Source organism: Sporosarcina sp. FA15, assembly GCF_051550195.1.
GTDB lineage: Bacteria > Bacillota > Bacilli > Bacillales_A > Planococcaceae > Sporosarcina > Sporosarcina psychrophila.
The window spans coordinates 4,364,478-4,391,044 of sequence record NZ_CP188818.1; the positions used below are offsets into that span (position 1 = coordinate 4,364,478).

General features: G+C 40.7%; 25 protein-coding genes, 1 tRNA gene and 1 other annotated feature. Of the genes, 21 read left to right on the top strand and 5 right to left on the bottom strand.

Features of this window, described 5'->3' with window-relative positions:
- Positions 1-32 precede the first annotated feature (32 nt).
- The gene (locus tag ACP8HG_RS20835; protein WP_067205943.1) at positions 33-458 is read right to left on the bottom strand and encodes an HIT family protein; all 426 of its coding nucleotides are present in this window, start codon (positions 456-458) and stop codon (positions 33-35) included.
- Positions 459-762: 304 nt separating this feature from the next.
- On the opposite strand from ACP8HG_RS20835, the gene ACP8HG_RS20840 reads away from it, so the two are divergent.
- From ACP8HG_RS20840 to ACP8HG_RS20865, 6 genes are all read left to right on the top strand, one after another.
- Positions 763-1,512, top strand: coding sequence for an ABC transporter ATP-binding protein (locus ACP8HG_RS20840; RefSeq protein WP_067205945.1), 750 nt, complete (start codon positions 763-765; stop codon positions 1,510-1,512).
- The gene (locus tag ACP8HG_RS20845; RefSeq protein WP_438297845.1) at positions 1,496-2,707 is read left to right on the top strand and encodes an ABC transporter permease; all 1,212 of its coding nucleotides are present in this window, start codon (positions 1,496-1,498) and stop codon (positions 2,705-2,707) included. The genes ACP8HG_RS20840 and ACP8HG_RS20845 overlap by 17 nt, the downstream gene beginning before the upstream one ends.
- Positions 2,708-2,935: 228 nt before the next feature.
- Complete coding sequence (locus tag ACP8HG_RS20850; RefSeq protein WP_067205951.1) at positions 2,936-3,172, top strand: IDEAL domain-containing protein; 237 nt, start codon at positions 2,936-2,938, stop codon at positions 3,170-3,172.
- A 158-nt stretch (positions 3,173-3,330) separates the two neighbouring features.
- The gene (gene uvrB / locus ACP8HG_RS20855; RefSeq protein WP_067205953.1) at positions 3,331-5,313 is read left to right on the top strand and encodes an excinuclease ABC subunit UvrB; all 1,983 of its coding nucleotides are present in this window, start codon (positions 3,331-3,333) and stop codon (positions 5,311-5,313) included.
- Between the two features lie 7 nt (positions 5,314-5,320).
- On the top strand, positions 5,321-8,194 hold the full coding sequence (gene uvrA / locus ACP8HG_RS20860; protein WP_438297848.1) for an excinuclease ABC subunit UvrA: 2,874 nt from the start codon (positions 5,321-5,323) through the stop codon (positions 8,192-8,194).
- A 184-nt stretch (positions 8,195-8,378) separates the two neighbouring features.
- Entirely contained in the window at positions 8,379-9,581 is a 1,203-nt protein-coding gene (locus tag ACP8HG_RS20865) for a DUF4097 family beta strand repeat-containing protein (RefSeq protein ID WP_338653541.1), read from the top strand.
- A 400-nt stretch (positions 9,582-9,981) separates the two neighbouring features.
- Here ACP8HG_RS20865 and ACP8HG_RS20870 read toward each other — a convergent pair whose 3' ends face one another.
- Positions 9,982-10,110: an N-acetylmuramoyl-L-alanine amidase family protein gene (locus ACP8HG_RS20870; protein ID WP_340742576.1), complete on the bottom strand. Its 129-nt coding sequence runs from the start codon at positions 10,108-10,110 to the stop codon at positions 9,982-9,984.
- 206 nt (positions 10,111-10,316) lie between these two features.
- Between ACP8HG_RS20870 and hprK the strand changes: the two genes are divergently transcribed.
- The 15 genes from hprK (at position 10,317) to ACP8HG_RS20945 (ending at position 25,434) form a co-directional block, all read left to right on the top strand.
- Positions 10,317-11,243 (top strand): HPr(Ser) kinase/phosphatase, encoded by a 927-nt coding sequence (gene hprK / locus ACP8HG_RS20875; RefSeq protein ID WP_338653539.1) that lies wholly within the window; start codon positions 10,317-10,319, stop codon positions 11,241-11,243.
- A 30-nt stretch (positions 11,244-11,273) separates the two neighbouring features.
- On the top strand, positions 11,274-12,083 hold the full coding sequence (gene lgt / locus ACP8HG_RS20880; RefSeq protein ID WP_067205964.1) for a prolipoprotein diacylglyceryl transferase: 810 nt from the start codon (positions 11,274-11,276) through the stop codon (positions 12,081-12,083).
- Positions 12,084-12,098: 15 nt separating this feature from the next.
- Positions 12,099-13,043: a nucleoside recognition domain-containing protein gene (locus ACP8HG_RS20885; RefSeq protein WP_067205966.1), complete on the top strand. Its 945-nt coding sequence runs from the start codon at positions 12,099-12,101 to the stop codon at positions 13,041-13,043.
- The gene (ppaX, locus tag ACP8HG_RS20890) at positions 13,036-13,689 is read left to right on the top strand and encodes a pyrophosphatase PpaX (protein ID WP_187046675.1); all 654 of its coding nucleotides are present in this window, start codon (positions 13,036-13,038) and stop codon (positions 13,687-13,689) included. The genes ACP8HG_RS20885 and ppaX overlap by 8 nt, the downstream gene beginning before the upstream one ends.
- Positions 13,686-14,210, top strand: a complete 525-nt coding sequence (locus ACP8HG_RS20895) for an acyltransferase (RefSeq protein WP_438297852.1) — start codon at positions 13,686-13,688, stop codon at positions 14,208-14,210. The genes ppaX and ACP8HG_RS20895 overlap by 4 nt, the downstream gene beginning before the upstream one ends.
- Before the next feature lie 85 nt (positions 14,211-14,295).
- The gene (locus tag ACP8HG_RS20900; RefSeq protein ID WP_067205973.1) at positions 14,296-15,816 is read left to right on the top strand and encodes a tetratricopeptide repeat protein; all 1,521 of its coding nucleotides are present in this window, start codon (positions 14,296-14,298) and stop codon (positions 15,814-15,816) included.
- 473 nt (positions 15,817-16,289) lie between these two features.
- Positions 16,290-17,240, top strand: coding sequence for a thioredoxin-disulfide reductase (gene trxB / locus ACP8HG_RS20905; RefSeq protein ID WP_067205976.1), 951 nt, complete (start codon positions 16,290-16,292; stop codon positions 17,238-17,240).
- Positions 17,241-17,436: 196 nt separating this feature from the next.
- Entirely contained in the window at positions 17,437-17,919 is a 483-nt protein-coding gene (locus ACP8HG_RS20910; RefSeq protein ID WP_067205979.1) for an NUDIX hydrolase, read from the top strand.
- The gene (rapZ, locus tag ACP8HG_RS20915; protein WP_187046676.1) at positions 17,916-18,806 is read left to right on the top strand and encodes an RNase adapter RapZ; all 891 of its coding nucleotides are present in this window, start codon (positions 17,916-17,918) and stop codon (positions 18,804-18,806) included. The genes ACP8HG_RS20910 and rapZ overlap by 4 nt, the downstream gene beginning before the upstream one ends.
- 4 nt (positions 18,807-18,810) lie before the next feature.
- Positions 18,811-19,794 (top strand): gluconeogenesis factor YvcK family protein, encoded by a 984-nt coding sequence (locus ACP8HG_RS20920; RefSeq protein WP_187046677.1) that lies wholly within the window; start codon positions 18,811-18,813, stop codon positions 19,792-19,794.
- Between the two features lie 25 nt (positions 19,795-19,819).
- Positions 19,820-20,767: a DNA-binding protein WhiA gene (gene whiA, locus ACP8HG_RS20925; RefSeq protein ID WP_149582292.1), complete on the top strand. Its 948-nt coding sequence runs from the start codon at positions 19,820-19,822 to the stop codon at positions 20,765-20,767.
- 36 nt (positions 20,768-20,803) lie between these two features.
- A complete protein-coding gene (locus tag ACP8HG_RS20930) occupies positions 20,804-21,061 on the top strand; it encodes an HPr family phosphocarrier protein (RefSeq protein WP_067205987.1) in 258 nt (85 codons plus the stop codon).
- 454 nt (positions 21,062-21,515) lie between these two features.
- Positions 21,516-21,784 (top strand) — a binding site (T-box leader).
- 98 nt (positions 21,785-21,882) lie between these two features.
- Positions 21,883-23,343 (top strand): lysine--tRNA ligase, encoded by a 1,461-nt coding sequence (gene lysS, locus ACP8HG_RS20935; RefSeq protein ID WP_438297856.1) that lies wholly within the window; start codon positions 21,883-21,885, stop codon positions 23,341-23,343.
- Between the two features lie 147 nt (positions 23,344-23,490).
- Entirely contained in the window at positions 23,491-23,880 is a 390-nt protein-coding gene (locus tag ACP8HG_RS20940) for a hypothetical protein (RefSeq protein WP_067205993.1), read from the top strand.
- A gap of 423 nt (positions 23,881-24,303) precedes the next feature.
- A complete protein-coding gene (locus tag ACP8HG_RS20945; RefSeq protein ID WP_067205995.1) occupies positions 24,304-25,434 on the top strand; it encodes a serine hydrolase domain-containing protein in 1,131 nt (376 codons plus the stop codon).
- Positions 25,435-25,944: 510 nt separating this feature from the next.
- Here ACP8HG_RS20945 and ACP8HG_RS20950 read toward each other — a convergent pair.
- From ACP8HG_RS20950 to ACP8HG_RS20960, 3 genes are all read right to left on the bottom strand, one after another.
- The gene (locus tag ACP8HG_RS20950; RefSeq protein WP_438297859.1) at positions 25,945-26,214 is read right to left on the bottom strand and encodes a hypothetical protein; all 270 of its coding nucleotides are present in this window, start codon (positions 26,212-26,214) and stop codon (positions 25,945-25,947) included.
- A 7-nt stretch (positions 26,215-26,221) separates the two neighbouring features.
- Positions 26,222-26,353: a hypothetical protein gene (locus ACP8HG_RS20955; protein WP_438297861.1), complete on the bottom strand. Its 132-nt coding sequence runs from the start codon at positions 26,351-26,353 to the stop codon at positions 26,222-26,224.
- A 1-nt stretch (position 26,354) separates the two neighbouring features.
- Positions 26,355-26,426: transfer RNA gene (locus ACP8HG_RS20960), tRNA-Arg, on the bottom strand.
- Positions 26,427-26,567: the final 141 nt, after the last annotated feature.

Sequence of the window (26,567 nt, forward strand, 5' to 3'; positions counted from 1 at the left end):
AATCATACACGGTATTCAGATAATTCACAAGCTTATTTTTGTAATTTCATTCGAATTCCAGCTGCAACTTCCTGAATTCGTTCCATACTTGTTTCAGATTCCTTCGTTTCAAACGTAAGTTGGAAGCCGTCAGTTTCATCATAGCGAGGGATGAGGTGTAGGTGTGAATGAAAAACGGCTTGTCCCGCATATGCGCCATTGTTTTGTAGTAAATTCATTCCAGCTGGTTTGAATTCATCTTTTATGGCATTGGCGATTTTGGGTACGACGGAAAATAGTTGTGCCGCTTCTTCAGCAGTTAAATCATAGATATTTTCACGATGTGTTTTCGGGATGAGAAGGACATGCCCTTTCGTTACAGGTACAATATCCATGAAGGCAAGAACGTGCTCATCTTCATAAACTTTAACGCTAGGGATCGTACCTTCAATGATTTTACAAAAAATACATTCAGTCATTTTCAACACTCCTGTTCATATTTTCATGAATGGGACAAGTGTAGCATAATTTTAGATATAGGTTGAAATATTGAATACGGTAAACTAGCGTAGGAGCCTTACAGGGGGAGACGAAGGCAGTCTAAGTTCGCGACGTCGTGTCGCAACAAGGAGGGATGTAGGTCAATCCCTCCCCACTGCATGACCTGCATCCTACAGGTCCAAGCTTTATTCGATGCAATCATTCAATCTATATCGGTTGTATGAAGGAAAAAGCTTTTTGTAGCGTTTTTTGCTAAAATGAATGAAAGAATGGAGGATGGATATGGAAATTCTTGAATTACAAGACGTAACAGGCGGTTATACACGTAAACCTGTTCTGTATGATTTGTCATTTAACATCGGACAAGGTGAATTAGTAGGTTTGATTGGACTAAATGGGGCGGGAAAAAGTACAACCATTAAACATATCATTGGATTAATGAATCCTCATAAAGGTGAAATTCGTGTCAACGGGGTGACATTCAGTGAGGATCCCGAAAAGTATAGAAAAGCGTTCACTTATATACCGGAAACGCCGATACTCTACGAAGAATTGACGCTTAGGGAACATCTTGAACTAACAGCAATGGCATACGACCTTGATAAAGAAGTGTTTGAAGCACGGTCTGATGAGTTACTCCGGGAATTCCGGATGGAGAAACGTCTAAACTGGTTCCCAGCGCATTTTTCAAAAGGGATGCGTCAAAAAGTAATGATCATGTGTGCTTTCCTCGTTAATCCATCTTTATATATTATTGATGAACCATTTGTGGGTCTCGATCCAATCGGCATCAAATCACTTTTAGAGCAGATGACGCAGAGAACAGAAAATGGGGCTTCCATTCTCATGTCAACGCATGTATTGGCAACTGCGGAAAAATATTGCGACAGGATCATCTTGCTGCACGAAGGACGGGTGCGAGCAGAAGGAACGATGGATGACTTGAGAAATGCATTCGGACGTCCTGGCGCGTCACTGGACGACTTGTATATCGCGATGACAGAGGAAACCGACAATGAACAATTTGCGTGAAATATGGGGATCTCGGTTCGTCCATTATATAACCGAGCTCCAAAAGTATTTGAAGTATGTATTTACAGGCCATTTGGCAATTGTCCTTGTCTTCACAATTGGGGCGGGGGGCTTTACGTATAGCGAATGGTTGAAGGAAGTGCCAGCGGAATTCCCTGCAGCGTTGCTTACGGCTCTCATCCTTGGATTAGCGCTCACCTTTTCGCCGCCAGTGACGCTATTGAAACCTGCTGACACGGTTTATTTCCTACCACTGGAACAAAAGCTTATTACGTATATGAAACGGGCTTTGAGTTGGAGCTTCTATTCCCAATTGCCATTACCATTTATTTTATATATTGTGGCGTTGCCGTTACTTTCAGCTACAGGGACCGGTTCAAAGATGGAATACATCGTTATCGCAGTTTTGATACTAGTTATTAAGCGAGTATTCATTGAGTCGGAATATAATTTCAGACATGTTTTGGATGGAAAAGGGATCTGGCTAGATAGGGCCGTCCGGTTTTTATTGGCGGGAACCATAATTTATGCAGGTCTTGAAGGAAGTCTAATTATACTTCTGATTATTGGTGTACTCATTGTACTGTACAACTTCTATTGGCGAAAAAAGAGAATGCTAAAACCATTCCCTTACGATCATTTCATATCACTCGAACAGAATCGGATGATGCGTTTTTACCGTTTTGCCAATTACTTCACAGACGTCCCGCATTTGAAAGGATCCATTAGTAGAAGAGCATGGCTCGGTTTTGCGATGGGATCCCCGAATTTCGGTAAGTCTGTAGCACAACCGTATTTAATCAGACGTACGTTTATACGCACGGATGATATTTTTTGGCTATGGGTAAGGCTCACTGCTTTATCAGCGCTTGGAGCGATTTTCATCCCGTTTCCGATTGTCGTTTTTATTTTCGCAGGAGCGCTTGCATTTGCCTCTGCTGTACAACTTATCCACGCATTGCGGGCAGGGGACGATTTTCGGATGGATATGCTATTTCCTGAAAAGGAAGACACCCGCCCGGATGCTATTAAAAGAATCGTTCGTACAGTCCAATGGATTCAGGCGGCAGTAGTCACATGCGCTGCACTGTATCTTTATGGGGTTTCTGTAACACCTCTTCTTGTAGGGGCTGTCATTCTCATCATCTCTGAGGCTACTATCAGATTGACTGTAGAGAAAAAAGAATATGACTAAGAAAAGTCGCCCTGTTTGCAATCATTTGCAGACGGGGCGTTTGTTTGTAGAAAAGGAAGTATGAATTTCTCGTCATGGAACAGTGTCTAGACTCGGGGGGGCTTAACGGCGCCTTACGCTTTTCTTTGATAAATTATGACTAAATATAAAAATAGAATATTCCAATAAACCTTGCAACTTATCTCTGAAATTAGATATACTAAATAAAAGGCATCAGGGGTGATAGGGATGGAGAACAATTATTCATATGCCGAGTTTTTAAAAGCTGTAGGGAAAAACAGTACTTCGCTCCAAGCGGAAAAACTGCTGAATGAAATTTATTTAGATCTTTTTTTGAAACATATACACAGAGAGCAGACAAAGAGTAGGTTCATGGGATTGATTGACCTTGCGCTTGACAGTAGGGATGAAAGCGCATTCCTACTGTATTCCAAAAGACTGGGGAAACTTGAAGAGAATGATTGAAAAATGCAAGGACGCTACATGTTGAGTAGACATGCAGCGTTTTTTTTTTGTGTGTTTATAAAAGTGAAAATTAGTGAAAAAACGTACGTTCGCTTTTTACTCGTCAAAAGATGGGTAAAGTGATAAGATAGATGTAACTGATAGAGGAGGTTTTTCCGATGGTCGGAAAATTCAATTTGCAAGCCCCTTATACACCACAAGGCGATCAGCCGTCTGCAATCGCACAACTATTAGAAGGACATAACCGAGGTGAGAAGCACCAAACTTTGCTCGGTGCAACCGGGACTGGAAAAACATTTACCGTGTCGAATGTCTTGACGGAGATTAACAAACCGACTCTCGTTATCGCTCACAACAAAACGTTAGCGGGTCAATTATATAGTGAATTTAAAGAGTTTTTTCCTGACAATGCAGTCGAATACTTTGTCAGTTTCTATGATTATTATCAGCCAGAAGCGTATATCGCGCATACTGACACCTTCATTGAAAAAGACTCAAGCATCAATGATGAAATTGATAAATTACGTCACTCTGCAACATCTTCCTTATTTGAAAGGAATGACGTACTCATTGTTGCATCTGTCTCTTGCATTTATGGTCTAGGTTCCCCAGAAGAATACAGCGCACATGTTGTTTCTCTTCGTCCAGGTATGGAAATCGGACGCAATGAACTGCTTCGCAGATTTGTAGATATTCAATACGAACGCAATGACGTAAGTTTCACTCGAGGTACGTTCCGGGTACGCGGCGATGTTGTTGAACTTTTGCCAGCATCCCAGGATGAACATTGCTTACGTATCGAGTTTTTCGGTGATGAAATCGAACGAATTCGCGAAGTGGATTCACTGACAGGCGAAATCCTCGGTGAACGTGAACACGTTGCCATATTCCCCGCATCTCACTTTGTTACTGGTGAAGAAAAAATGGTGAAAGCAATTGAAAACATTGAAATTGAACTGGAAGAACGTTTGAAAGAGTTTCGTGCCCAGGACAAATTATTGGAAGCGCAACGTCTTGAACAACGGACACGCTATGATCTTGAAATGATGCGAGAAATGGGCTTCTGTTCGGGTATTGAAAACTATTCCCGTCATTTAACACTCCGTCCTGCAGGAGCGATACCGTATACATTGCTTGACTATTTCCCAGATGATTTCCTCATTATTGTAGATGAAAGTCATGTCTCATTGCCACAAATCCGTGGTATGTATAACGGTGACCAGGCACGGAAAAATGTCCTTGTTGACCATGGTTTCCGTTTGCCTTCAGCACTCGACAACAGACCGCTTACATTCCAAGAATTCGAAAACCATGTCCACGAGGCGATTTATGTTTCTGCGACACCAGGCCCTTACGAAATTGAGCATACTCCTGAGATGATTCAACAGATTATCCGCCCGACTGGTCTACTAGATCCGACGATTGAAATCCGTCCGATTGAAGGACAGATTGATGATTTGATAGGTCAAATAAGAGAACGGACGAAAAACAATGAACGTGTTCTAATTACGACGTTAACAAAGAAAATGTCCGAAGATTTGACCGATTACTTGAAGGAAATTGGTATAAAAGTTCAATACCTTCATTCTGACATTAAAACACTTGAACGAATTGAAACGTTAAGAGAACTGCGAATAGGCACATATGATGTCCTTGTGGGTATTAACCTCTTAAGAGAAGGGATAGACATTCCTGAAGTATCGCTTGTTGTAATCTTGGATGCTGATAAAGAAGGGTTTCTACGTTCTGAGCGAGCACTTATTCAGACGATGGGTCGTGCTGCCCGTAATTCCAATGGACATGTCATTTTATATGCAGATAGAATGACGGACTCCATGGCGAAAGCAATTGGGGAAACGGAGCGACGTCGGGACATTCAACGAAAATATAATGAAAAACATGGCATAACACCGACGACAATCAAAAAGGAAATCCGTGATGTGATTCGTGCAACAGCAGTATCAGAAGAAGCTATTTCCTATTTAGAAAAAGTAACACAAGGCAAGAAGTTGACAAAAGACGAAAAAACAAAGCTGCTTGTAACTTTGGAAAAAGAGATGAAAGAGGCAGCGAAAGCACTCGACTTCGAACGTGCTGCTGAACTAAGGGATACAATCATGGAATTGAAGGCTGAAAGGTAGGGTTTTTATGAAGAATAAAGAAATCATCATACAAGGCGCACGAGCGAATAATTTGAAAAATATTAACATAAATATCCCTCGTGACAAATTGGTCGTCATGACAGGTCTTTCGGGGTCAGGGAAGTCCTCCCTCGCTTTCGATACAATTTACGCGGAAGGGCAGCGAAGGTACGTTGAATCATTATCTTCTTATGCGCGACAGTTTTTAGGTCAGATGGACAAGCCGGATGTGGATGTCATTGAAGGGCTATCACCGGCAATTTCAATTGATCAAAAGACGACGAGCCGCAATCCCCGCTCGACCGTAGGAACTGCAACGGAAATATACGACTATCTACGTCTTCTTTATGCACGTGTTGGCAAACCAATCTGCCCGATTCACGGAACGGAAATTTCGTCCCAAACGATTGAGCAAATGGTTGACCGCCTTATGAAATTACCAGAACGTGCGCGTATTCAAGTTCTGGCACCGATTGTTTCAGGTCGTAAAGGAACACATGTGAAATTAATCGAAGATATTAAGAAGCAAGGGTATGTACGAATTCGAGTCAACGGTGAAATTATAGATCTTGACGACAATATTGAATTGAACAAAAACAAGAAGCATACGATTGAGGTTGTCATCGACCGGATTGTTATGAAGGAAGACATTGCGCCACGTCTGAGCGACTCTCTTGAATCGGCTCTACGTCTCGCGGATGGTACTGTTTTGGTTGACGTCATGGACGGGGAAGAAATCCTGTTCAGTGAACACCATGCTTGTCCATTATGCGGTTTTTCAATTGGCGAACTTGAACCAAGAATGTTTTCGTTCAACAGTCCGTTTGGCGCTTGTCAGGAATGTGATGGACTGGGGACAAAGCAAGAAGTCGACCCGGAATTAATCGTGCCAGATCCAACGCTGTCGTTAAAAGATCATGCAATTGCGCCATGGGAGCCGACAAGCTCTCAATACTATCCGGAACTTTTAAAAACTGTCGCGAATCATTTTGGCATATCAATGGATGTACCGGTAAATGAATTGCCAGACGATGAACTTGATAAAATATTAAATGGCTCGAAAGATGAAAAAATTCGATTCCGTTACACAAATGAATTTGGTGGAACGCGGGATAGCAATATTTACTTTGAAGGTGTTTTGGCAAATGTAGAGCGCCGCTTTAAAGAAACTTCTTCAGATTATATCCGTGAACAGATGGAGAAGTATATGTCACAGCGGCCATGTCCTACTTGCGCTGGCTACCGGTTGAAGGAAGAGTCACTTGCGGTAAAAGTGAATGGCGTCCATATCGGAAAAGTGACGGAATTGTCCATTACTGAAGCAGACCAGTTTTTCAAAAACCTTGTTCTATCTGAAAAAGATACACAAATTGCGAAGCTTATATTGCGTGAAATTGAAGAACGTCTCGGATTCCTAATTAATGTTGGACTCGATTATTTGTCGTTATCGAGGGCGGCAGGAACGCTATCCGGCGGAGAAGCTCAGCGAATTCGATTGGCAACGCAAATTGGTTCAAGGCTGACTGGCGTTCTTTATATTTTAGATGAACCATCAATTGGACTTCATCAGCGTGATAACGATCGTTTAATTGGTACGCTGAAAAGTATGCGCGACATCGGCAATACACTGATTGTTGTTGAGCATGATGAAGATACGATGATGGCTGCCGATTATTTAATTGATATCGGACCTGGTGCTGGTGTTGCAGGGGGAGAAATCGTTTCTGCAGGAACACCTGAAAAAGTTATGAATGACCCTAACTCACTGACAGGTCAATATTTGAGTGGTAAGAAATTTATCCCGCTCCCATTGGAAAGACGTAAACTGGACGGACGAAAAATCGTCATTAAAGGTGCATCTGAAAATAACTTGAAAAATGTAAATGTAGATATTCCGCTCGGACAATTCATCGCCGTAACGGGTGTTTCAGGATCAGGGAAAAGTACGCTAATCAATCAAGTTCTTTACAAAGTACTCGCACAGAAATTGAATCGTTCCAAGCAGAAACCGGGACAATATAAAACTGCTATAGGTCTTGAAGAGCTTGAAAAGGTCATTGAAATCGACCAGTCTCCAATTGGACGGACGCCTAGATCCAATCCTGCTACTTATACAGGCATGTTTGATGATGTACGGGATATGTTTGCATCTACGAACGAAGCTAAAGTCCGCGGTTATAAAAAAGGTCGTTTCAGCTTTAACGTTAAGGGTGGTCGTTGTGAAGCCTGCCGTGGCGATGGAATCATTAAAATCGAAATGCACTTCTTACCGGACGTCTATGTACCTTGTGAAGTTTGTCATGGGAAACGATATAATAGAGAGACACTGGAAGTTACCTATAAAGGGAAAAACATTGCGGACGTACTTGCTATGACAGTCGATGATGCACTCGTGTTTTTTGAAAATATACCGAAAATTAGCCGTAAGCTTCAGACGATTGTTGATGTGGGACTAGGTTATATTAATCTAGGCCAGCCGGCAACAACATTATCAGGCGGGGAAGCACAACGGGTGAAACTTGCTTCTGAGCTGCACAAACGCTCCAATGGAAAGTCGTTTTATATTCTTGACGAACCGACGACGGGTCTTCATGTCCACGATATTGCCAAACTACTTATCGTATTGCAGCGCCTTGTCGATACAGGAAATACGGTACTCGTTATCGAACATAACCTGGATGTCATTAAAACCGTCGATTACATTATCGACATAGGGCCTGAGGGTGGTGATAAAGGCGGTAAAATTATTGCGACAGGTACTCCGGAAAAAGTAGCGGAATCGACAGTATCCTATACAGGTTATTATTTAAAACCGGTACTTGAGCGAGAACGAAAACGAATGGACATGATGATTGAAGATGCAGAAAAGGTTTCGAAATGAAACCTTTTCCACATCCATTCGTATATATAGTATGTTGAACAAATGAATACCTATATAAACTGAGCGAAGGCGCCTTATAAGGGGAGCAGTAGCGAATTTAATGGGATTCTTTATTTCAACCTTTAATAGTTAGTCATAAAATAACGGAGAAATCCGGAACACCACAATACTAGGAGGCGTAATGATGCAAAATGAACGGAAACGGATTTTAGCAATGCTGGAAAACGGTACGATCACGACCGAGGAAGCATTGACACTTCTAGAAACATTAGGGAAAACTGGTCAAGTGGAAAAAAGCCCAGAAGCTAAACAGACCACTGTAAAGGCACAAGAATTGGAAAAACAATATAGTGAACCAAAACAGCAAGAAAAAGTAGATCCATTCGAAAAGGCTGAGCCTATTATCGAAGACAAGGATCAAGATCAGCCTTCTATGGATGAATTCCTTGAAGATTTGACTAAAGATTTTACCAACGTCGGGGATAGATTCATGCAATTCATGCAGAGCGCTGTTCAAAAAGTGAAATCGTTCGAATTTGATTCTCCATTTGGTAATACGGTTACGTTTGACCATACAATAACTAAGCCGGCAACCGAAATCGACGAAGTTATCATTGATATCGACAACGGAAAAGTGACAATCCATACTGGTGAAACAGAAGAAATACGGGCAGATTTCACGGTGAAAACCTACAATAGTGAGTCAGAAGAAAAAGCGAAAAAAGATTTTCTTGAAAAGTTATTGTTTGTTAATGACGAAGGGAAAATAAGAATTTCAAGCGATTTGAAAATGGTTCAAGTAAATGTTGAATTATTCATTCCGAAAAAGGATTACGCGAGAATTTCCGCACGTTTGCTGAACGGCTCATTTAAAATGAAAGATGCCACTGCTGAAAAGGTAAAAGTGAAGACTGCAAACGGGAAAATCGAGATTGCTGGCTTGACGTTCAAAAATGGTGAATTTGAAACTGTGAATGGCTCAATCGGTCTAAACGATGTGACTGCTACTACAATTGAAGCAGAAACACTCAACGGCCGTGTGTACATCGATGGCGCTGTGAAAGATGTGGAGGCACAATCTTTAAACGGACATGTCGTGGTTACAACGACAGATCTTGCAGCTGAGAAAATCGAAGCAAAAACAATGAGCGGTACAGTTGAAATTTACATTCCAACAGGAGTCGCTCTGTCAGGTGAAATTGCGTCCAATATGGGCCGATTGGACTTAAAACTTGAAGATGTCGATCGGACTGTCGAGCAGGAACAATTGCTACATCGGACAATTCGTTTTAAAAAGGACGTAGAAGGAAATCCATCTCCGTTACACATTTTTGGTGAAGCGAAAACGGGTTCTGTTCTCGTTTGTTATAACGCGAAAAAAGTATAAAGAAATAAAAAGGACTGTTGCTACACCGAAATCGGTGTAGCAACAGTCCTTTTTAATTGAAATGAAATTGCCGATTATATATTCGGTACTACCTATTTGGAGTTAACTAGGTGGTATACCTCAATAGTATAATGAACAAATCTAGCGAAGGAGCGACAAGCGTGAGGCCATCATCAAGCGATAAAGCGGTATTGGAAGAACATTCTATTTGATAAGTGCTGATTATAGAGCCATTAAATCGGGAAAAGAGCTCTGTCGGTTTTGATAGTTACCACGACAATTGCTTACTCCCTATCAAAAAATATTTATTCTCTTGATAAATCTAAGTTGATAGTGCGTGAGCAATTGCCCTTGCACACTGAAGTCTATATGCTTTCTTCATTAATAACACGGCTTCTTCTCAATTTGTCATGAATCCGCACTCAATAAGTATCGCAGGCGTCGGGGTTTCACGTAGGACAGCGTAGTTCGCTTTCTTCACGCCGCGGTCTGTTCGATTATAAGCTGTTAAAAGCTGAATTCCCGCAATAGTCCATCTGTTTAGTGTGTTCCCGCTGTCTTGGGACCGTGCCCTGCATCAATCATTATTGTCGTCAAAATCTTCCCCTCCTTATCCTCTATATAGGGAAAAAGAGTTTAGAGGTGGACAGTTTCGGCACTAAATCATTTCATTTGAAAAAGAGCATGGTAAAATAGGCTATAGACGTTTGGAATATATAGAAAAGGGGCGAGTTAATGTCTTATGTAACAGTAAAGGACGCACAAGAAAAACTTTTTCTTGAACTATGCGCAGGCGAAGCCGGCATCGAGCGTGAGATACATACGAGTGATATTTCAAGACCAGGCCTTGAAATGGCTGGTTATTTCAATTACTACCTAGCGGATCGTGTTCAACTATTGGGCAAGACAGAGCTATCATTTTTCGCGAACTTAACCGAAGTAGAACGGATAGATCGGATGAAAAGACTCTGTTCAGAAACTACGCCGGCCATCATTGTGGCGCATGAAATGGAAGTGCCGGTTGAATTGATTGAGGCTGCTGAAAATCAAGGCATTCCTGTCTTGAAAACGGATGTTCCAACGACGCGATTTTCGGGTATGCTGACGAATTATCTAAGTGGCAGACTTGCACCAATGACAGCCATTCATGGAGTGCTTGTAGATGTTTATGGAATAGGGATACTGATCACGGGTAAGAGTGGTGTAGGTAAAAGTGAAACAGCGCTTGAACTTGTGAAAAGGGGCCATCGACTTGTGGCTGATGACCTTGTGGAAATTAGACAGGTAGCAAAAAATGTGTTGATTGGAAATGCACCAAAACTACTTGAACATATGCTTGAAATCCGTGGAGTCGGGATTGTAGATATGATGACATTGTTCGGAGCCAGCGCCGTGAAGAGCGATAAACGAATTTTAATTATCGTCGATCTTGAATTTTGGGATCAGGACAAGATTTATGACCGGCTTGGTATTGATGAAGAAAAGATGAAAATTATGGATTCAGAATTGACGAAGCTGACTGTGCCGGTAAGACCTGGGCGTAACTTGTCCGTTATTATTGAAGTTGCGGCAATGGATTATCGAATGAAAAAACTTGGAGTCAATGCAGCAGAGGAGTTTACGAAAAAACTTGCTGATGAAATTAAAGTGAATCGAAAGTAAATGATTGATAGAGAAAGGATAGGTTAATACATGTTTAATGTACTGGCAATAAACCCGATTGCATTTTCGCTAGGTTCGCTTGAAGTCAGGTGGTATGGGATTTTAATTGCGCTGGGGATTGTCCTCGCATTCATTGTTGTTCAAAAGGAAATGGTTAAGCGCGGGATGCATCCGGACTTTTTGACGGATCTGCTCATTTGGGCCGTTCCAATCGCGATTGTTAGTGCGCGAATCTACTATGTTATTTTCTCGTGGGATTATTATAAAGACAATCCGGGACAAATTATTCAAATTTGGCAAGGCGGAATCGCTATCCATGGTGCATTAATTGGTGCCTTCATTACGACATACTTCTTCACGAAAAAGAGAGGTATTTCATTCTGGAAAGTGGTCGATATCGCAGCTGCTGGACTGCTGATTGGTCAAATTATCGGTCGTTGGGGCAATTTCATGAATCAGGAAGCGCACGGAGGTCCTGTTTCAGAAAAGTTCCTTGAAACAACGATTATTCCCGATTGGATTATGAACCAAATGACGATTGAAGGCGTGACATATCATCCGACATTCCTTTATGAATCTATGTGGAATATTGTGGGACTTATCATCATTATCTTGTTGCGCAAGGTGAATTTGAAGCGCGGCGAAATGTTTCTATTTTACCTTGTCTGGTATTCTGCTGGACGCTTCTTCATTGAGGGGATGCGAACAGACAGCTTATATGTCATAGGTGAACTTCGGGCGGCGCAGCTAGTATCGGTTATCACAATCATTGTTGCTATCGCGGTATTCATAGTAAGAAGATACGTTCAAAAAGTAAATGTGAAGTATCAAGATAAATAAGAAGGAGTTTGGGGAATGGGGACGCTTCAAAATGGATTAAAGGCAGGACTTCGGACAACGTGGACGCTGGGGAAAATCATCTTTCCAATCACAGTACTCGTCGTCATTTTACAGCATACACCCGTGTTACCGTGGCTTATTAAACTTGTTGCACCGTTTATGGGGATATTCGGTCTTAGTGGAGAAGCTGCAATCCCGTTAGTGCTTGGTAATGCACTCAATTTATATGCGGGAATTGCAGGGATTTTATCGTTGGAAATGACTGTGAAGGAAGTATTCATCATCGCCATCATGTTGTCATTTTCACATAATCTATTCATTGAAACAGGCGTTGCACTGAAAGTCGGCGTGAAGTTATGGATTGTGCTCGTGGTACGTTTTGGGCTTGCAGCGATGTCAGGTATTATCATTAACTTGATGTGGCAAGGCGGAGGAGAGACAGCACGTTACGGAATGACTCCGAAAGTTACGGATATACCAGATGGTTGGTTAGAAATTGGACTGTTAGGTGTTCAGAAAGCGTCATTTGGAGTTCTTCAGCTTGCCATAATTGTTATTCCACTTATGATTATTGTTCAGTTCTTGAAAGATCGTAATTATTTGCAGAAATTTTCGGAGAAACTGGCACCCTTCACGAAAGTAATTGGCGTACAATCCAATGCGTCGATGACACTTGTTGCCGGTTTGGTTATCGGTCTCGCTTATGGTGCTGGCGTTATGATACAGGCCGTACAAGAGGATGGTGTGAGCAAGAAGGACGCAACACTGGCATTCATCTTTCTAGTTGCCTGTCATGCAGTTATAGAAGATACACTGATTTTTATCCCACTAGGCATTCCGATTCTGCCATTACTGATTATCCGGGTCGTAACAGCTTTCGTGTTGACGATCATTGTCGCATATGTCTGGAAACGGGCTGAACAACAGAAAAAAAAGGAGGTTCCGGTTGCAGATGGCTAAACCAATTACTACACTACTATTTGATTTTGACGGAACATTACTGGATACGAATGAATTGATCATCCAGACATTCCAATATGTCCTTGGTAATCATTACCCGGGGAAATATGAACGAATCGATATACTACCGTTTTTAGGGCCAACATTGTATGAATCATTCGATTCGGTTGAACCTGAAAAGACGGAGCAACTGATTGAAGAATATAGAGCATGGAATAAATCAATGCATGACGAACTTTCAATTGAGTTTGACGGTGTTTCTGAAACGATGAGGTTGTTGAAGGCAGCGGGCATGAAAATGGCGATTGTCTCGACCAAGAGAAAAGATATGATTATGAGAGGGTTAGAACTCCTTGATGTGGAAGGGGTTTTTGACGAAGTCATTGCAATGGATGATGTAACGAAAACGAAGCCTGATCCAGAACCGATTTTACTAGCACTCGAACGATTGGGAGCCAACGCGGATGAAGCCCTTATGATCGGGGATAACTACCATGACATAGTTGGTGGGCAAAATGCAGGGGTCCGTACAGCGGGTGTCGCATGGTCGGCAAAAGGGGAAGCCTTTTTACAAACATTCAACCCAGATTACATGTTGCAGCATATTTCGGAACTACTCCAATTGGTTAAAGGCGAAAAAGATTGAGACGTACTGAAAGGTATCCCGCACGAGAGGGAGCAAATTCACTTTGGCATATTTACAAGACGGTTCCTTTTTTCAAAGTTGCAAAAAACTTTGCTGTTATCCAATTATCGAGGTACACACCTTTCATCCCGATGAAGAACTTTTTGTTCCGCACGTTTTTGAAAATGGAAGTCGGGAATAAGACATCTTTCGCCCTTATGGTGATGCCTGATGTCATGTTCCCTGAGAGGATAAAAGTCGGTGACAATTCAATTATTGGCTTCAATACGACAATCCTTGCACATGAATACTTAATAAATGAGTATCGTATAGGAGATGTCATTATTGGAAAGAACGTATTAATTGGAGCAAATACGACAATTCTTCCCGGAGTGGAAATTGGAGATGGGGCAATTATTTCTGCTGCTTCTCTCGTAAACCGTGATATCCCACCAGGTGTGTTTGCTGGTGGCAATCCGGTTAAGATCATCTTTACACTGGAGCAGATGATTGAGCGACAACAAAAAAATGAAAACGGATAGTGCCGATGTATCTTATGGTATAATGGGGGACAATACGAGAAGGAACGTGCTTTGCGTTCCTTCTTATTTTTTCGGGGGAATATGATTGGATAAACTACGTAACAAGCATGATAAAAAAATTATTTCGTTCATTCCAGACGGTGAATTTTATTATAATAAAGCGATTCAGGCGATGCAACGCGATCGTTTTGAAGATGCACAGCGGTATTTGAAAAGAGCATCAGAGCTAAGTCCTGAAGATTGGAAAATCCTCATGGAATATGGCGTGCTCGTCATGGAAGAGGGACGTTTTGAGGAAGCTCATGAACTGCTAATGACTGCAAACTCATTCGCACCTTCGGAAGAGGAAATTATATTCTATTTGGCAGAAGTGCATGCTCATCTTGGTATGCTGCGGGATGCAAAAATGTATGCGGAAAAATATATATTAATTGATCCTGATGGTCCATTTGCTGATGATTCAATGGAAATTATTGATTTCGCAGAACAGGAAGAGTCATTTAATGATGATGAGATGCCGGACGGTGAAGTATTCTTTTTACAGGAAAAGGCACGCCGACTTATGGAGTCAGGTGAATTCAAGGCGGCCGTGGAATTACTTGAGTCGATTATTGTCGATTATCCGGAGTTTTGGGCCGCTTATAATAATTTAGCTCTGGCTTATTTTTATATCGGGGAAAACGAGCGAGCTAGTAAGTTACTTCATGATGTTTTAAATCGTAATAAAGGAAATATCCATGCACTTTGTAATCTGGCGGTCTTTTATTATTACGAAAAGAAGGAAGAGGAATTGGAGTCTCTACTTGCTTTGCTTGTGAAAATTAAACCGTATCAATTTGAAAATCGCTATAAACTCGGCGCGACGTTTGCGCTTATTGGCAGACATAAAGAAGCTTATAATTGGCTCAGAAGTCTACAAAAGAGAGGGTTTGAAGGGGACACAGGCTACTACTTCTGGCTGTCCCATTCCGCTTATTTCTCTGGACATGAAAAAGTGGCGCGAGAAGCATATGCAAAGCTGATTGAACTGGATCCATCGAAGGCGGGTTACGAGCCGTGGAATGGTGTCCAAGAGATTATCACGTCAGATTCACTTGAGCAGGATAGGGAATTTTTACTAAGTAAAATTGCCAACACCTACAGAAGTGAAAGGATGTTTGGTTTTTATCTTCTTGGAAAGTCAGGTCACAAGCAGGAAATTATCTCACATCCATCTTATATTGAAATGGAAAAACTGAGTGACTACGAGCGGCTTTTTCTGGCAAGTGGTCTCGATTATGAATTCATGCCGGAAACCAACTTTGATAAGTCATTTATGCGAGCGCTTGAAACGACCGACTTACTTTACAACAAATATTGTCCGCTCGATAAACAAGCATCTCATCTGTTTCAAATGTGGTTCACACTTTGCGAAACTGCATTAAGTCGATCTTATTTGTTTAGAAACCCGGCGGCACTTGCAGCCGCAGCAGATTATATGTTCCAGTCATCCCGTTATCCGGATGTAACAAAAACAGCGATTGCAAAGGAATTCGGTATCTCAGTTCCGACACTGACAAAGTATGTCGGAGAATTGATTGAGTATTTACCACAATTTGATGCCTAAGGTCCTACGCTTGTCTTATTATATATGTTGACATAAAGAATCCTCTCAACAACGCTCGGCTACCCCTATGAGGCGCCTTCGCTGGAGATTATATAGAATCATTAGTTCGACATATATTGGTAAGAGAGTATACGTTTTTTGACTTAGAATAGTGTCTAGCTCCAGGCGCCTAGACCCTCGAGTCGCTTCAGTCCTTAAGTTAAAGGCAAAGAGCGCCTTTATCTTAAGGCCCTCCAGCGCTTTTCGGGTCTACCAAGGCGCTTGCGCTTTTCTTGGTGTCTAGCTCCAGGCGCCAACCCCTCGGGTCATAAGCCATTTTGCTGTGGGGGCTGAAGTACGCCTCCTCGCAAAACGTCTTATGCCTGTCGGGGCTGGACGGCGCCTTGCGCTTTTCTTTGTAAGCAGAAAAGTTGAATGGAACTTAGGTATCCTATACGATTTGGTGTGTAAATGTTGTAGAGGAGGAAATTCACATGACAACTGAAAAAATCTATGATGTCATTATTATTGGTGCCGGCCCTGCGGGGATGACGGCTGCTGTCTATACATCTCGTGGGAACCTTTCAACGTTAATGCTTGAACGGGGAATTCCAGGCGGTCAAATGGCTAATACGGAAGAAATTGAAAACTACCCAGGATTCGAACATATACTAGGTCCGGACCTTTCTACAAAAATGTTTGATCACGCGCGTAAGTTTGGTGCTGAATATGCATATGGCGATGTTACAGATGTTATTGATGGAGAAAGTTACAAGACGATAGTCGTCGGGGATAAAGAGTATAAAGCCCGTGCGATTATTATTACGACAGGTGCTGAATACAAAAAAATGGGTATTCCCGGAGAAGCTGAACTTACAGGCCGTGGCGTAAGCTATTGTGCGGTTTGTGATGGAGCATTCTTCCGTAAGAAAGAGCTCGTTGTTGTAGGCGGTGGCGATTCTGCCGTAGAAGAGGGAACTTATTTGACACGGTTTGCAGATAAGGTGACGATTGTTCATCGCCGCGGTGAATTACGTGCACAAAAAATTCTTCAAGACCGTGCATTTGCAAACGACAAGATTGAATTCATCTGGAATTCATCTGTGAAAGAAGTAAATGCTAGAGAAGGAAAAGTTGGTTCCGTTACACTTGTTTCAACTGTTGATGGTTCTGAAAGGGTATTTGAAGCGGATGGCATGTTCGTCTACATCGGAATGGACCCGTTAACTGCTCCATTTGCTAAACTTGGTATTCTTGACGAAAATGGTTACGTTGCAACAAACGAAATCATGGAAACATCTGTACCTGGTATTTATGCTGCAGGGGATGTTCGTGAAAAATTATTGCGTCAAGTTGTAACGGCTACTGGAGACGGTAGTATTGCTGCGCAGGCTGTCCAGAAATACGTTGAGGAATTGATGGAGAAATTAGGCGCAAAAGCTTAATGTAACCTTAATGTAGCTGTAACAGAAATGCAATGTCTAAAGGGTATAGTAAAAGTATCAATTGACCCCCCTTTTGATAAAGTAAATTTTGAAAGGCAATTTATCGGTTTATCCGATGGGTTGCCTTTTTTTTGTCGTTTTACAACGGTTCGATGTATAATGATACTATGCGTTTATAAAAAGTGGGGTTAGACAAATGCAGAGAATCGTAAATTTACTTGTAGTAAAAGATAATCATGTATTACTGTTAAAAAAACCTCGTCGCGGGTGGTATGTAGCCCCTGGTGGAAAGATGGATCCGGGTGAATCGGTTTACGAAACAGCCGTCAGAGAATTCACGGAAGAAACCGGTGCTGTACCGATTAGTCCATTGTTAAAAGGCGTCTACACAATGATGATTACAGATGAAACTGGGGAGACTGTGAAAAACGAATGGATGCTCCACACATTCATTGCTTTTGACTTAGTAGGTAAACCGTTTGAAACGACAATTGAAGGAGTATTGGAATGGCATCCTGTTGAAAGCTTAGAGACACTTCCGATGGCAGAAGGGGATCGAACCAATTTACTGTTTGCAGTATCTCAGAGTGGGATACAGTATGGAACGTTCTTTTATACCGAAGAATTTAAACTCTTGAAAGAGGAAATCCAAAATTCTGTGGAAGGTGATGGACAATGACTGAAATAGGGAAGCCAAGCAGCGATATTGAAATAGTTATTATTACGGGGATGTCGGGTGCAGGTAAGACGGTTGCAGTGCAGAGCTTTGAAGATCTTGGATTTTATTGCATCGATAATTTGCCTCCAGAGCTATTAGTTATGTTTCTGAATTTGATGATGAAATCGGAAAATCAAATGAAACGGATAGCCGCTGTAATGGATACGCGTGGAGGTGACCTATTTGATTCGCTCATTGGTGCTCTGGATGACCTTTTGGAAATGCAGGGTGTATCATCACGAATATTATTCCTTGATGCAGACGATGAGACGCTTGTTCGACGCTATAAGGAATCGAGAAGGTCACATCCATTATCGGCAGGCGGATTGCCTCTAGCAGGTATAAAGAAAGAGCGCCTGCTGTTGTCTGAGATGAAAGGCCGTGCACGCTCGATTTTCAACACATCAAGTTTAAAACCAAGGGCATTGAGAGAAAAAATAATGGCTGAGTTCTCCTCTAAGGATGATCTTGGTTTTACACTAAACTTCCTCTCTTTCGGTTTTAAGCATGGCATGCCAATTGATGCAGATGTCGTGTTTGACGTGCGTTTCCTACCCAATCCTTTCTATATTGAGGATTTGAAACCGAAGACGGGACTCGAGAAAGAAGTCTATGACTATGTACTGAAATGGAAAGATACTCAAATCCTTATTGAAAAACTCACGGACTTATTCAAGTTCTTAATTCCACAATATAAAAATGAAGGAAAATCACAAGTTGTGATTGCATTCGGCTGTACAGGAGGTCAACACCGCTCTGTAACACTCGCTGAATTTTTCGGAAGCCGGTTCAAAGACGAGTACCGGACACTCATCACCCATAGGGATATTGAAAAAAGAAAGGATTGACGCTATGCTGAAATCCGGGAACTTGAAGAAAGTCGTTGTGTTAGGCGGCGGAACTGGTTTATCCACTTTGCTACGCGGATTGAAAAATTACCCTGTCGATTTGACTGCGGTCGTTACAGTAGCTGATGATGGCGGCAGTTCGGGCAGACTTCTTGACGAATATGACATACCACCTCCGGGTGATATTCGTAAAGTGATGGCAGCGCTTTCAGATGTTGAGCCATTAATCGAAGAAATGTTTGAATACCGCTTTGCTACTTCAGAGGATTTGAAAGGTCATTCACTCGGCAATCTTATGCTGGCTGCTATGACGGATATCACAGGTGATTTCGCACGAGCAGTCGAACAAATGAGCAGGGTACTAAACATAAAAGGGAAAGTATTACCAGCCGCTAATCAGCGGATCACATTGCACGCAGAACTCGAAGACGGTACAATCGTGACGGGTGAATCGAAAATACCGGTTTACGAACGTAAAATTCGCAAAGTGTATTTATCACCACAAGAAGTTGAACCGTTACCTGAAACAATAGAGGCAATAAATTCTGCTGACCTGATCATTATTGGCCCAGGCAGCCTATATACAAGCATCTTGCCCGCACTGCTTGTCCAATCAATTCGTAAAGCGGTCTTGTCATGTAAGGCAAAAAAGGTGTATATTAACAACTTGACGACGCAAGCAGGAGAAACACACCGCTATACAGCTTCGGAGCATGTGCAGGCATTGTATGATCATGCGGGTGAACCTTTCATCGACACGGTTTTGTTGAACGGCACAGAATTTTCTACGTTGCAGGGTGGAAAAGAATGGACGGGGCCTCCCTGGCCTGTCGAAAACGATTTGGAAACGCTTCAACAACTTGTACCAAATATCGTAGTAAAAGACATTTGCTTATTATTAAATGGAACAATCATACATGATTCCGAAAAAGTAGCTAAATGGCTTATAGAATATATGGAAAATGGGATCGAAACGGAACAGACGTGATCGTCGCCGAGAAAGGGGAAGAATCATGTCTTTTGCTTCAGAAACAAAAAAGGAAATGACACAGATAGAAGCGGATGACTGTTGTATAAAGGCGGAAGTAGCGGCGTTCATAAGGATGAATGGTGCACTTTCCTTTTCTAATAAACAGTTAAGTTTGGACGTACAAACTGAAAATGCAGCGATTGCCAGACGCCTGTATACGAATTTAAAACGGTTGTATCCTTATAAAGTAGAGTTGCTTGTTCGAAAAAAGATGCGCTTGAAAAAGAATAACGTTTACATTTGCCGAATTCGAGGTGGAGCAAAAGCTCTTTTGGAAGAACTTCTAATCCTGACGGGAACATTTCAATTTAAAAATGAAATCTCAAAGGAATTGGTTAAAAAGAGATGCTGTCAACGCGCTTATCTACGGGGGGCTTTTCTGGCAGGGGGTTCCGTGAATAACCCGGAAACATCTTCCTATCACCTTGAAATATTTTCGATATATAAAGAACATAGTGAAGACTTAGTCGATTTGATGAACAAATACCATTTGAATGCGAAGTCGATTGAACGGAAAAAAGGGTATATTGCTTATTTGAAAGAAGCTGAAAAAATATCGGATTTCCTTAGTATTGTCGGCGCGCACGTGAGCTTAATGAAGTTTGAAGATGTACGAATTATACGCGATATGCGAAATAGTGTGAACAGGCTTGTGAATTGTGAAACCGCGAATATGAATAAAACAATTGGTGCAGCACAGCGCCAAGTTGAAAATATAAAGTTTATTGAAAGTACGATTGGACTTGCTGAATTACCAGATAGATTACAAGAAATCGCAAGGCTTCGGGTCGACAATCAGGATATTACGTTGAAGGAACTTGGAGAACTGGTTTCGGGTGGAATGGTAAGTAAATCAGGTGTGAACCATCGCTTAAGAAAAATCGAAGAAATTGCGGAAAATCTTCGCAATGGGGGAATCGGTAGTCGGTAAATCCGCTGTCGAACCAAGAGAGGAGCTGGCGCTGTCATGGCAGAACGAATAGTTGAAGTGAAGTTGAAATCAGGATTGCAAGCAAGGCAAGCAGCACTTTTTGTCCAAGAGGCAAATAGGTTTTTGTCCGATGTATTTTTGAAAAAAGAAGAACGCCAAGTAAATGCTAAAAGTATAATGGGGATCATGAGCCTAGCCATCGCGCGTGGCACGACTGTTACGTTGATTGCAGAAGGAATTGACGAAGAACAGGCTCTAGAATCACTCGCAGTTCTTGTTGAAAATGGCAATTAAATAAAACGATCACCGTTAGCGCTGTCAAACGACAAGTGGTAACGGTTTTTTTATGGAGACTGGATTGTATTAGTCATGAGGATACGACTTGAAGTCATGGTAGCTTGGTGAATTGTAAGGGGAAGGTCGGGAACTATCATGGCATCCCGGTAAACTGTAAGGGCAAAGTCGGCAACTGTCATGGCATCGCGGTAAACTGTGAGGGCAAGGTCGAACTGTCATGGCATTACTTCAAACTGTAAGGGCAAAGTCGACAACTGTCATGGCAACACGGTAAACTGCGAGGGCAAGATCGAACTGTCATGACAACCCATCAAACTGTGAGGGCAAAGTCGGCAACTGTCATAGCATCCTGACAAACTGCGAGGGCAAGATCGAACTGTCACTGCACCCCATCAAATAGAAATTGACTATTCCATTTAATTATGCTAAATTATTTTCAATCAATATATAATGTACGGCTATGAAGAGAAGAGTAATTTTGATTAATTATTTTCAGAGAGCTCCGGTAGGTGGGAAGGAGTAATAATGATCTTAATGAAAAAAAGTCTTGGAGCTTCGCACGGATCTAAGAGCATTCTTAGTGATACTGCGACGGGATCTCCCGTTAAAGAGATAGGGTATAATCAATTGTTAGAAAATTGACGTACTCGAAGAGGTTGATATGGCGACATATCAATAAACTGAGGTGGTACCGCGGAGCTATAAACTCCCGTCCTCAAGACAAATGTCTTGGGGGTGGGAGTTTTTTTGTTGTTTGGAAATTTAAATCCATAACATAAAAAGCCTTATAAACAAACTAAAAGAATGGAGTGAAAAGAATGAGCAATGAACAAATAGCTTTAAGAATAGAGAAATTAGAGACTTTAAAATCGCAAGGGATTTCAGTATATCCTGAAAGGTTTTCTACAAATAATGAAATTTATGCAGCTGCTCAACTCGAAGACGGAACTTCTGGGGTCCGAGTTGCTGGAAGAATAATGAGCATTAGAAATTTCAGTAAATTAAGTTTCATTACTATTTCAAACATACAAGGAAGCTTACAACTTCTGTTGAAAAAGGATGAGATTGGTGAGGAACCTTATAATCAGTTTCACAATTTATTGGATATGGGAGATTTTATCGGTGTGGAAGGATGTATGTATACGACTAAAACGAATGAGAAAACACTTCGTATCGAAAGTTATGTGTTTCTTGGGAAGGCGTTACGGACTCTTCCAGAAAAATGGCACGGTTTAAGCAATGTTGAACTTCGATATAGACAGCGTTATTTAGATTTAATGGTGACAAAAGACACACAAAGTCGCTTACTAGCTAGAACCAAAATGGTACGTGCCATTCGCAGGTTCTTTGAGGACCAGGAATTTTTAGAAGTAGAAACACCAGTTTTACAGCATACTTCCTCGGGGGCGTTAGCTAAGCCTTTTAGGACCTATCATAACTCTTTAGATACAGAACTAAATTTACGTATTGCACCGGAAACCTATTTAAAAAGGTTAATTGTAGGTGGATTTACCAAAGTTTTTGAATTTGCAAAGTGTTTTAGGAACGAGGGGATTAGTCCTCAACATCTTCAAGAATTTACAATGGTTGAAGGGTATGCGGCATATTGGAATTATGAGGATACAATGAAATTAATGCGTAATATGGTTCTGTTTGTCCTGGATCAAATCTTTAATACGACTACCATTACCATCCGGGGTCAAACAATAAATTTTTCACTTGAATGGGATATTGTCTCTTTCAGGGATTTAATCTTAAAAGACACAGGGATTGATATAGATCTTTATCCTGATGTTGAGGATTTATATCAAGCAACATTGAGGGTTAATATGGACTTGGAACATACTGATATTGAATCTTTAGGGAGAGGTAATTTTATTGATCTTCTTTACAAAAAAATGTGTCGGCCACAACTAGTTAAACCGACATTTCTAATCCGACATCCTATTGACTTGTCCCCACTAGCTAGGGCCAATGATCAAAACCCTGCTCTTACAGAACGGTTCCAATTAGTGGTGAATGGTGCGGAAATTATTAATGCCTATTCAGAGTTGGTTGACCCACTTGAACAAAGAAGAAGACTGGAGGCTCAAGCTCTTCTTAAAAGTAATGGAGATTTGGAGGCTATGGAGATGGATGAAGATTATCTAACAGCTATGGAATATGGAATGCCACCCATTTCTGGTTGGGGATTTGGAATTGAACGATTATTAATGGTACTAACGGATAGTGATACGATTAAAGACTGTGTTTTATTTCCATTAAATAAAAAACTATAGTCGATCCTTAATAATATTGAACAATAAAGTTATTAAGATACAGTTCCTTGTTTCACTAACTGGCACTTTACTTGAAGATCATTGAGCTGATAAAAAGGTATATTTGGAAGGATGCAGAAATAGTTACCGTAAGGGGAGGTAGCTGGGATGAAGAATATTTCTAAGTGCATTTTTATCATCTGTTTAATGTTGATGTTAGTTTCTTGTGAAAACAGTAGTGGTCTTATATTCAAAGGTGAAGGTGTAAATTGGAGTGGCGAACTAATTACTGAATATAGTTTTTGGGGAAAAGAGATTCAGAGTATAAGGATTACCTATAAAGGTGAAAATCCTGAACAGCTAAGCACACCTAATTTTAATGTAGAAAGTACTGATTTCTTGGGTTGGGGTATAGGCGATATAAAATTAGATGGAAAAGGGATTTATTATAGTGGGGATGTTATCGAACTGGAAACTAAAACTCCTTCTTCGTCTAAGATAATATTAACTTTAGAAGGCGAAGAGTTTGAAACTATAACATTAAGTTCAAGTTCATAAAACATAGTTCTATTTTATTGAGTAATGGAGTCAAGCACTTCCGTGAAGTGACGTTATTTTAACCTGGTGTGTACAGCATATACAAGCCGACTAATGAAAGGATTTTTTATATGAGACGATGGGGGAAATATATAACTTTAGCTTTTTTGGTATTTCTTTTCAGTTATCTTAGAAGTGTTTTTGAATTACCTAAAAATATTTATTTTATTTTTGGAGTTCCTCTACTTTTTGGAGGGGTATTATTAACCCTTTATTTGTTTGAAAAAGGTAATAAAAACAAACAATGATTTTTGTTCAACTAACGATCCAGGATAATTGAACAATAAGCTGATAATTATGTTTTACTTGAAATATTAAATATCATTTGTTTAACGGATAGAATCGGAAGGGATACTTAGTATTTATTTAAGAAATGGAGAAATAATGGAGACATTAACTAATAGAATTAAAAAGATAGATAATATGATAAATGATATTATGGGAGAACATACAGTAGGCATGAGTGTGTCAATCGTAAAAGAAGATAGAGTGATCTTTTCCAAAGGATTTGGTTATTCTCAACTTGAACCAGTTAAAAAGCCGATTGATGAGGACACCATCATGAGTATACAGAGTGTAACAAAGAACTTTGTTGCAACCTGTATCTTGCAACTGGCTGAAAAAGGATTAATTAATCTTGATGTACCACTTGTTGTTTACTTACCATATTTTAGAACACAAGACAAACAATTGAGTGACCAAATCACAGTAAAACATATACTAAGTCATACGGCTGGATTTCCGTCCGATTTAGGCATTGCAAATTTAATTGCTCCCAATGTGATGGAAGTTTATTCAGACACCCCAACTGAGTGGAGTGAAGCTTTAGCTCATTACAATTTGTCAGAACAGGAGATAGCAAGCATACAATCTAGAGAGGATATCACTCGGTGGTTTCGTAAAGTAGACCTAGAATATCTTCCAGGAGAGGGTTGGAATTATTGTACCGACGCCTTTGTTATTCTTGGTGATCTAATCGAAAAAGTGACCGGGGAAAATTGGGAGCTTCATCTGAGGAATAATGTACTAACACCGTTGCATATGAAGCGGACTACATGGGATTCCCAAGCCGTTATTGAGGATAGCAACTATGCTAAATATTATTTAGGGTTTGAAAAAAATGAAACTCCCTATCCAATGAACCCGGTTGCGGCACCCATAGGTTTTCTATATTCAACAGCAAATGAATTAGCTTCATATATGTTGTTTCACTTGAACTTTTCATCACCTGCTAATCTAGAGCTGTACAGTAAAAAACAAATGCAAAAACCAGTAAGTCTCGTATCAAAACCTTGGAATAATGAAGATAATACGATTTATTATGGAATAGGCTGGTTTATAGAAAAATACAAGGGACAAACAATTATAGAACATGGGGGAGGTCAATTAGCAGTACGAGCGTTACTTTCGTTAGTACCGGAAGAAAGAATGGGTGTAGCTGTATTGTTAAACTTTGATAGTACTATCCATCGTCTAGTTAGTCGTAGAATTATCGATATCCTGTTAGATATATAGTAAGGATGATTTTACAAGTATCAAAGGTGGATTTGAATATGATTATAATACAAATCAGCTGCCTTTACTTGGCAGCTATTCTTATTGAGTAATGGAGTTTATTACTTCCATGAACGGGTGTTATGTCTACTGAGGTGCATGTAGCATACACCCTTGCTTATTTATTTTATTCAAGATAGGAAAGAACGATTTTTCGCTTCACTCAAAACCGGAGAAAAACCAAAAAAAGAGCATTTGAGTTTTATTAAAGGTCAAGAGTTAAAGTGAAAACTTATAAATGACAATATCTCTATAGAATGTGCAACGTTACATAGAAAATGAAGCGGACCATTTGTTTGTAATTAAAGACAACGAGAAAGTTAATTTAGTTATTCGAAAAATTGTTCATATTGCTGAAAGTTATTAAACTAATGGATTCGTTAGGCGAAGAAGAATACTTCAAAAAAGGACCGTAAATGGTCTTTCTTATTAATGAATCATCAACAATATTATTTAACTTCTATATCACAATTATGCTTCCATGTGAAAAATTATGCGGATGAATACTTTTTTTCTTTTGGCTAGTCGTTCTTCATACTGTTTGCTTCCGTACATTTGTTTACCCCACGCTCGCATTGCATAAGATGAAATTGTCCATTCCGACAAACCTTTCGCCATGTTGAATCGGTGGAATTCGTCAATGGCTGATTGGGTCGATAGAATTGTTTGCGGCTTGGCTTGATTGGTAACCCTTAGAATGTCGTTTAATAGCGCTGAATCAATTTGGTTTCGTTTTTTCATATTCTCATCACCCCGTCAATTCTTTCTGCGGATGACTGTAACCGGTGCGTTTTGAATTCGTGGTAGTATGACGTGGTGATTGGGAATAGAAAATACCCGCCATTGAATGAACAATGACGGGTAAAATTGTTGTAATCATATGCCCTCGGCGAGAATCGAACTCACATCTTAAGCTTCGGAGGCTCACGTGCTATCCGTTGCACCACGAGGGCGTTACAAATCGGCTAACTTTTGCAGCAGACTAGATTTATTATACTGGTGTAGCTCAATGAATGCAATGCTTATTTTGAAAGCGTTATATTTGACCTTCGTTGACCATACTATGTATGATAAAGTTACAGTTGAAACGAAGT

What these genes read in the sequence shown, in the direction of transcription:
- ACP8HG_RS20940 (WP_067205993.1), top strand. Translation starts at nt 23,491, where the DNA reads ATGAAGAATATTTCTAAGTGCATTTTTATCATCTGTTTAATGTTGATG.
- ACP8HG_RS20835 (WP_067205943.1), bottom strand. Translation starts at nt 458, where the DNA reads ATGACTGAATGTATTTTTTGTAAAATCATTGAAGGTACGATCCCTAGC.
- hprK (WP_338653539.1), top strand. Translation starts at nt 10,317, where the DNA reads ATGTCTTATGTAACAGTAAAGGACGCACAAGAAAAACTTTTTCTTGAA.
- ppaX (WP_187046675.1), top strand. Translation starts at nt 13,036, where the DNA reads ATGGCTAAACCAATTACTACACTACTATTTGATTTTGACGGAACATTA.
- ACP8HG_RS20850 (WP_067205951.1), top strand. Translation starts at nt 2,936, where the DNA reads ATGGAGAACAATTATTCATATGCCGAGTTTTTAAAAGCTGTAGGGAAA.
- ACP8HG_RS20930 (WP_067205987.1), top strand. Translation starts at nt 20,804, where the DNA reads ATGGCAGAACGAATAGTTGAAGTGAAGTTGAAATCAGGATTGCAAGCA.
- ACP8HG_RS20885 (WP_067205966.1), top strand. Translation starts at nt 12,099, where the DNA reads ATGGGGACGCTTCAAAATGGATTAAAGGCAGGACTTCGGACAACGTGG.
- ACP8HG_RS20920 (WP_187046677.1), top strand. Translation starts at nt 18,811, where the DNA reads ATGCTGAAATCCGGGAACTTGAAGAAAGTCGTTGTGTTAGGCGGCGGA.
- ACP8HG_RS20840 (WP_067205945.1), top strand. Translation starts at nt 763, where the DNA reads ATGGAAATTCTTGAATTACAAGACGTAACAGGCGGTTATACACGTAAA.
- ACP8HG_RS20865 (WP_338653541.1), top strand. Translation starts at nt 8,379, where the DNA reads ATGCAAAATGAACGGAAACGGATTTTAGCAATGCTGGAAAACGGTACG.
- uvrB (WP_067205953.1), top strand. Translation starts at nt 3,331, where the DNA reads ATGGTCGGAAAATTCAATTTGCAAGCCCCTTATACACCACAAGGCGAT.
- ACP8HG_RS20910 (WP_067205979.1), top strand. Translation starts at nt 17,437, where the DNA reads ATGCAGAGAATCGTAAATTTACTTGTAGTAAAAGATAATCATGTATTA.
- uvrA (WP_438297848.1), top strand. Translation starts at nt 5,321, where the DNA reads ATGAAGAATAAAGAAATCATCATACAAGGCGCACGAGCGAATAATTTG.
- trxB (WP_067205976.1), top strand. Translation starts at nt 16,290, where the DNA reads ATGACAACTGAAAAAATCTATGATGTCATTATTATTGGTGCCGGCCCT.
- lgt (WP_067205964.1), top strand. Translation starts at nt 11,274, where the DNA reads ATGTTTAATGTACTGGCAATAAACCCGATTGCATTTTCGCTAGGTTCG.
- ACP8HG_RS20950 (WP_438297859.1), bottom strand. Translation starts at nt 26,214, where the DNA reads ATGAAAAAACGAAACCAAATTGATTCAGCGCTATTAAACGACATTCTA.
- ACP8HG_RS20955 (WP_438297861.1), bottom strand. Translation starts at nt 26,353, where the DNA reads ATGATTACAACAATTTTACCCGTCATTGTTCATTCAATGGCGGGTATT.
- lysS (WP_438297856.1), top strand. Translation starts at nt 21,883, where the DNA reads ATGAGCAATGAACAAATAGCTTTAAGAATAGAGAAATTAGAGACTTTA.
- ACP8HG_RS20945 (WP_067205995.1), top strand. Translation starts at nt 24,304, where the DNA reads ATGGAGACATTAACTAATAGAATTAAAAAGATAGATAATATGATAAAT.
- whiA (WP_149582292.1), top strand. Translation starts at nt 19,820, where the DNA reads ATGTCTTTTGCTTCAGAAACAAAAAAGGAAATGACACAGATAGAAGCG.
- ACP8HG_RS20845 (WP_438297845.1), top strand. Translation starts at nt 1,496, where the DNA reads ATGAACAATTTGCGTGAAATATGGGGATCTCGGTTCGTCCATTATATA.
- rapZ (WP_187046676.1), top strand. Translation starts at nt 17,916, where the DNA reads ATGACTGAAATAGGGAAGCCAAGCAGCGATATTGAAATAGTTATTATT.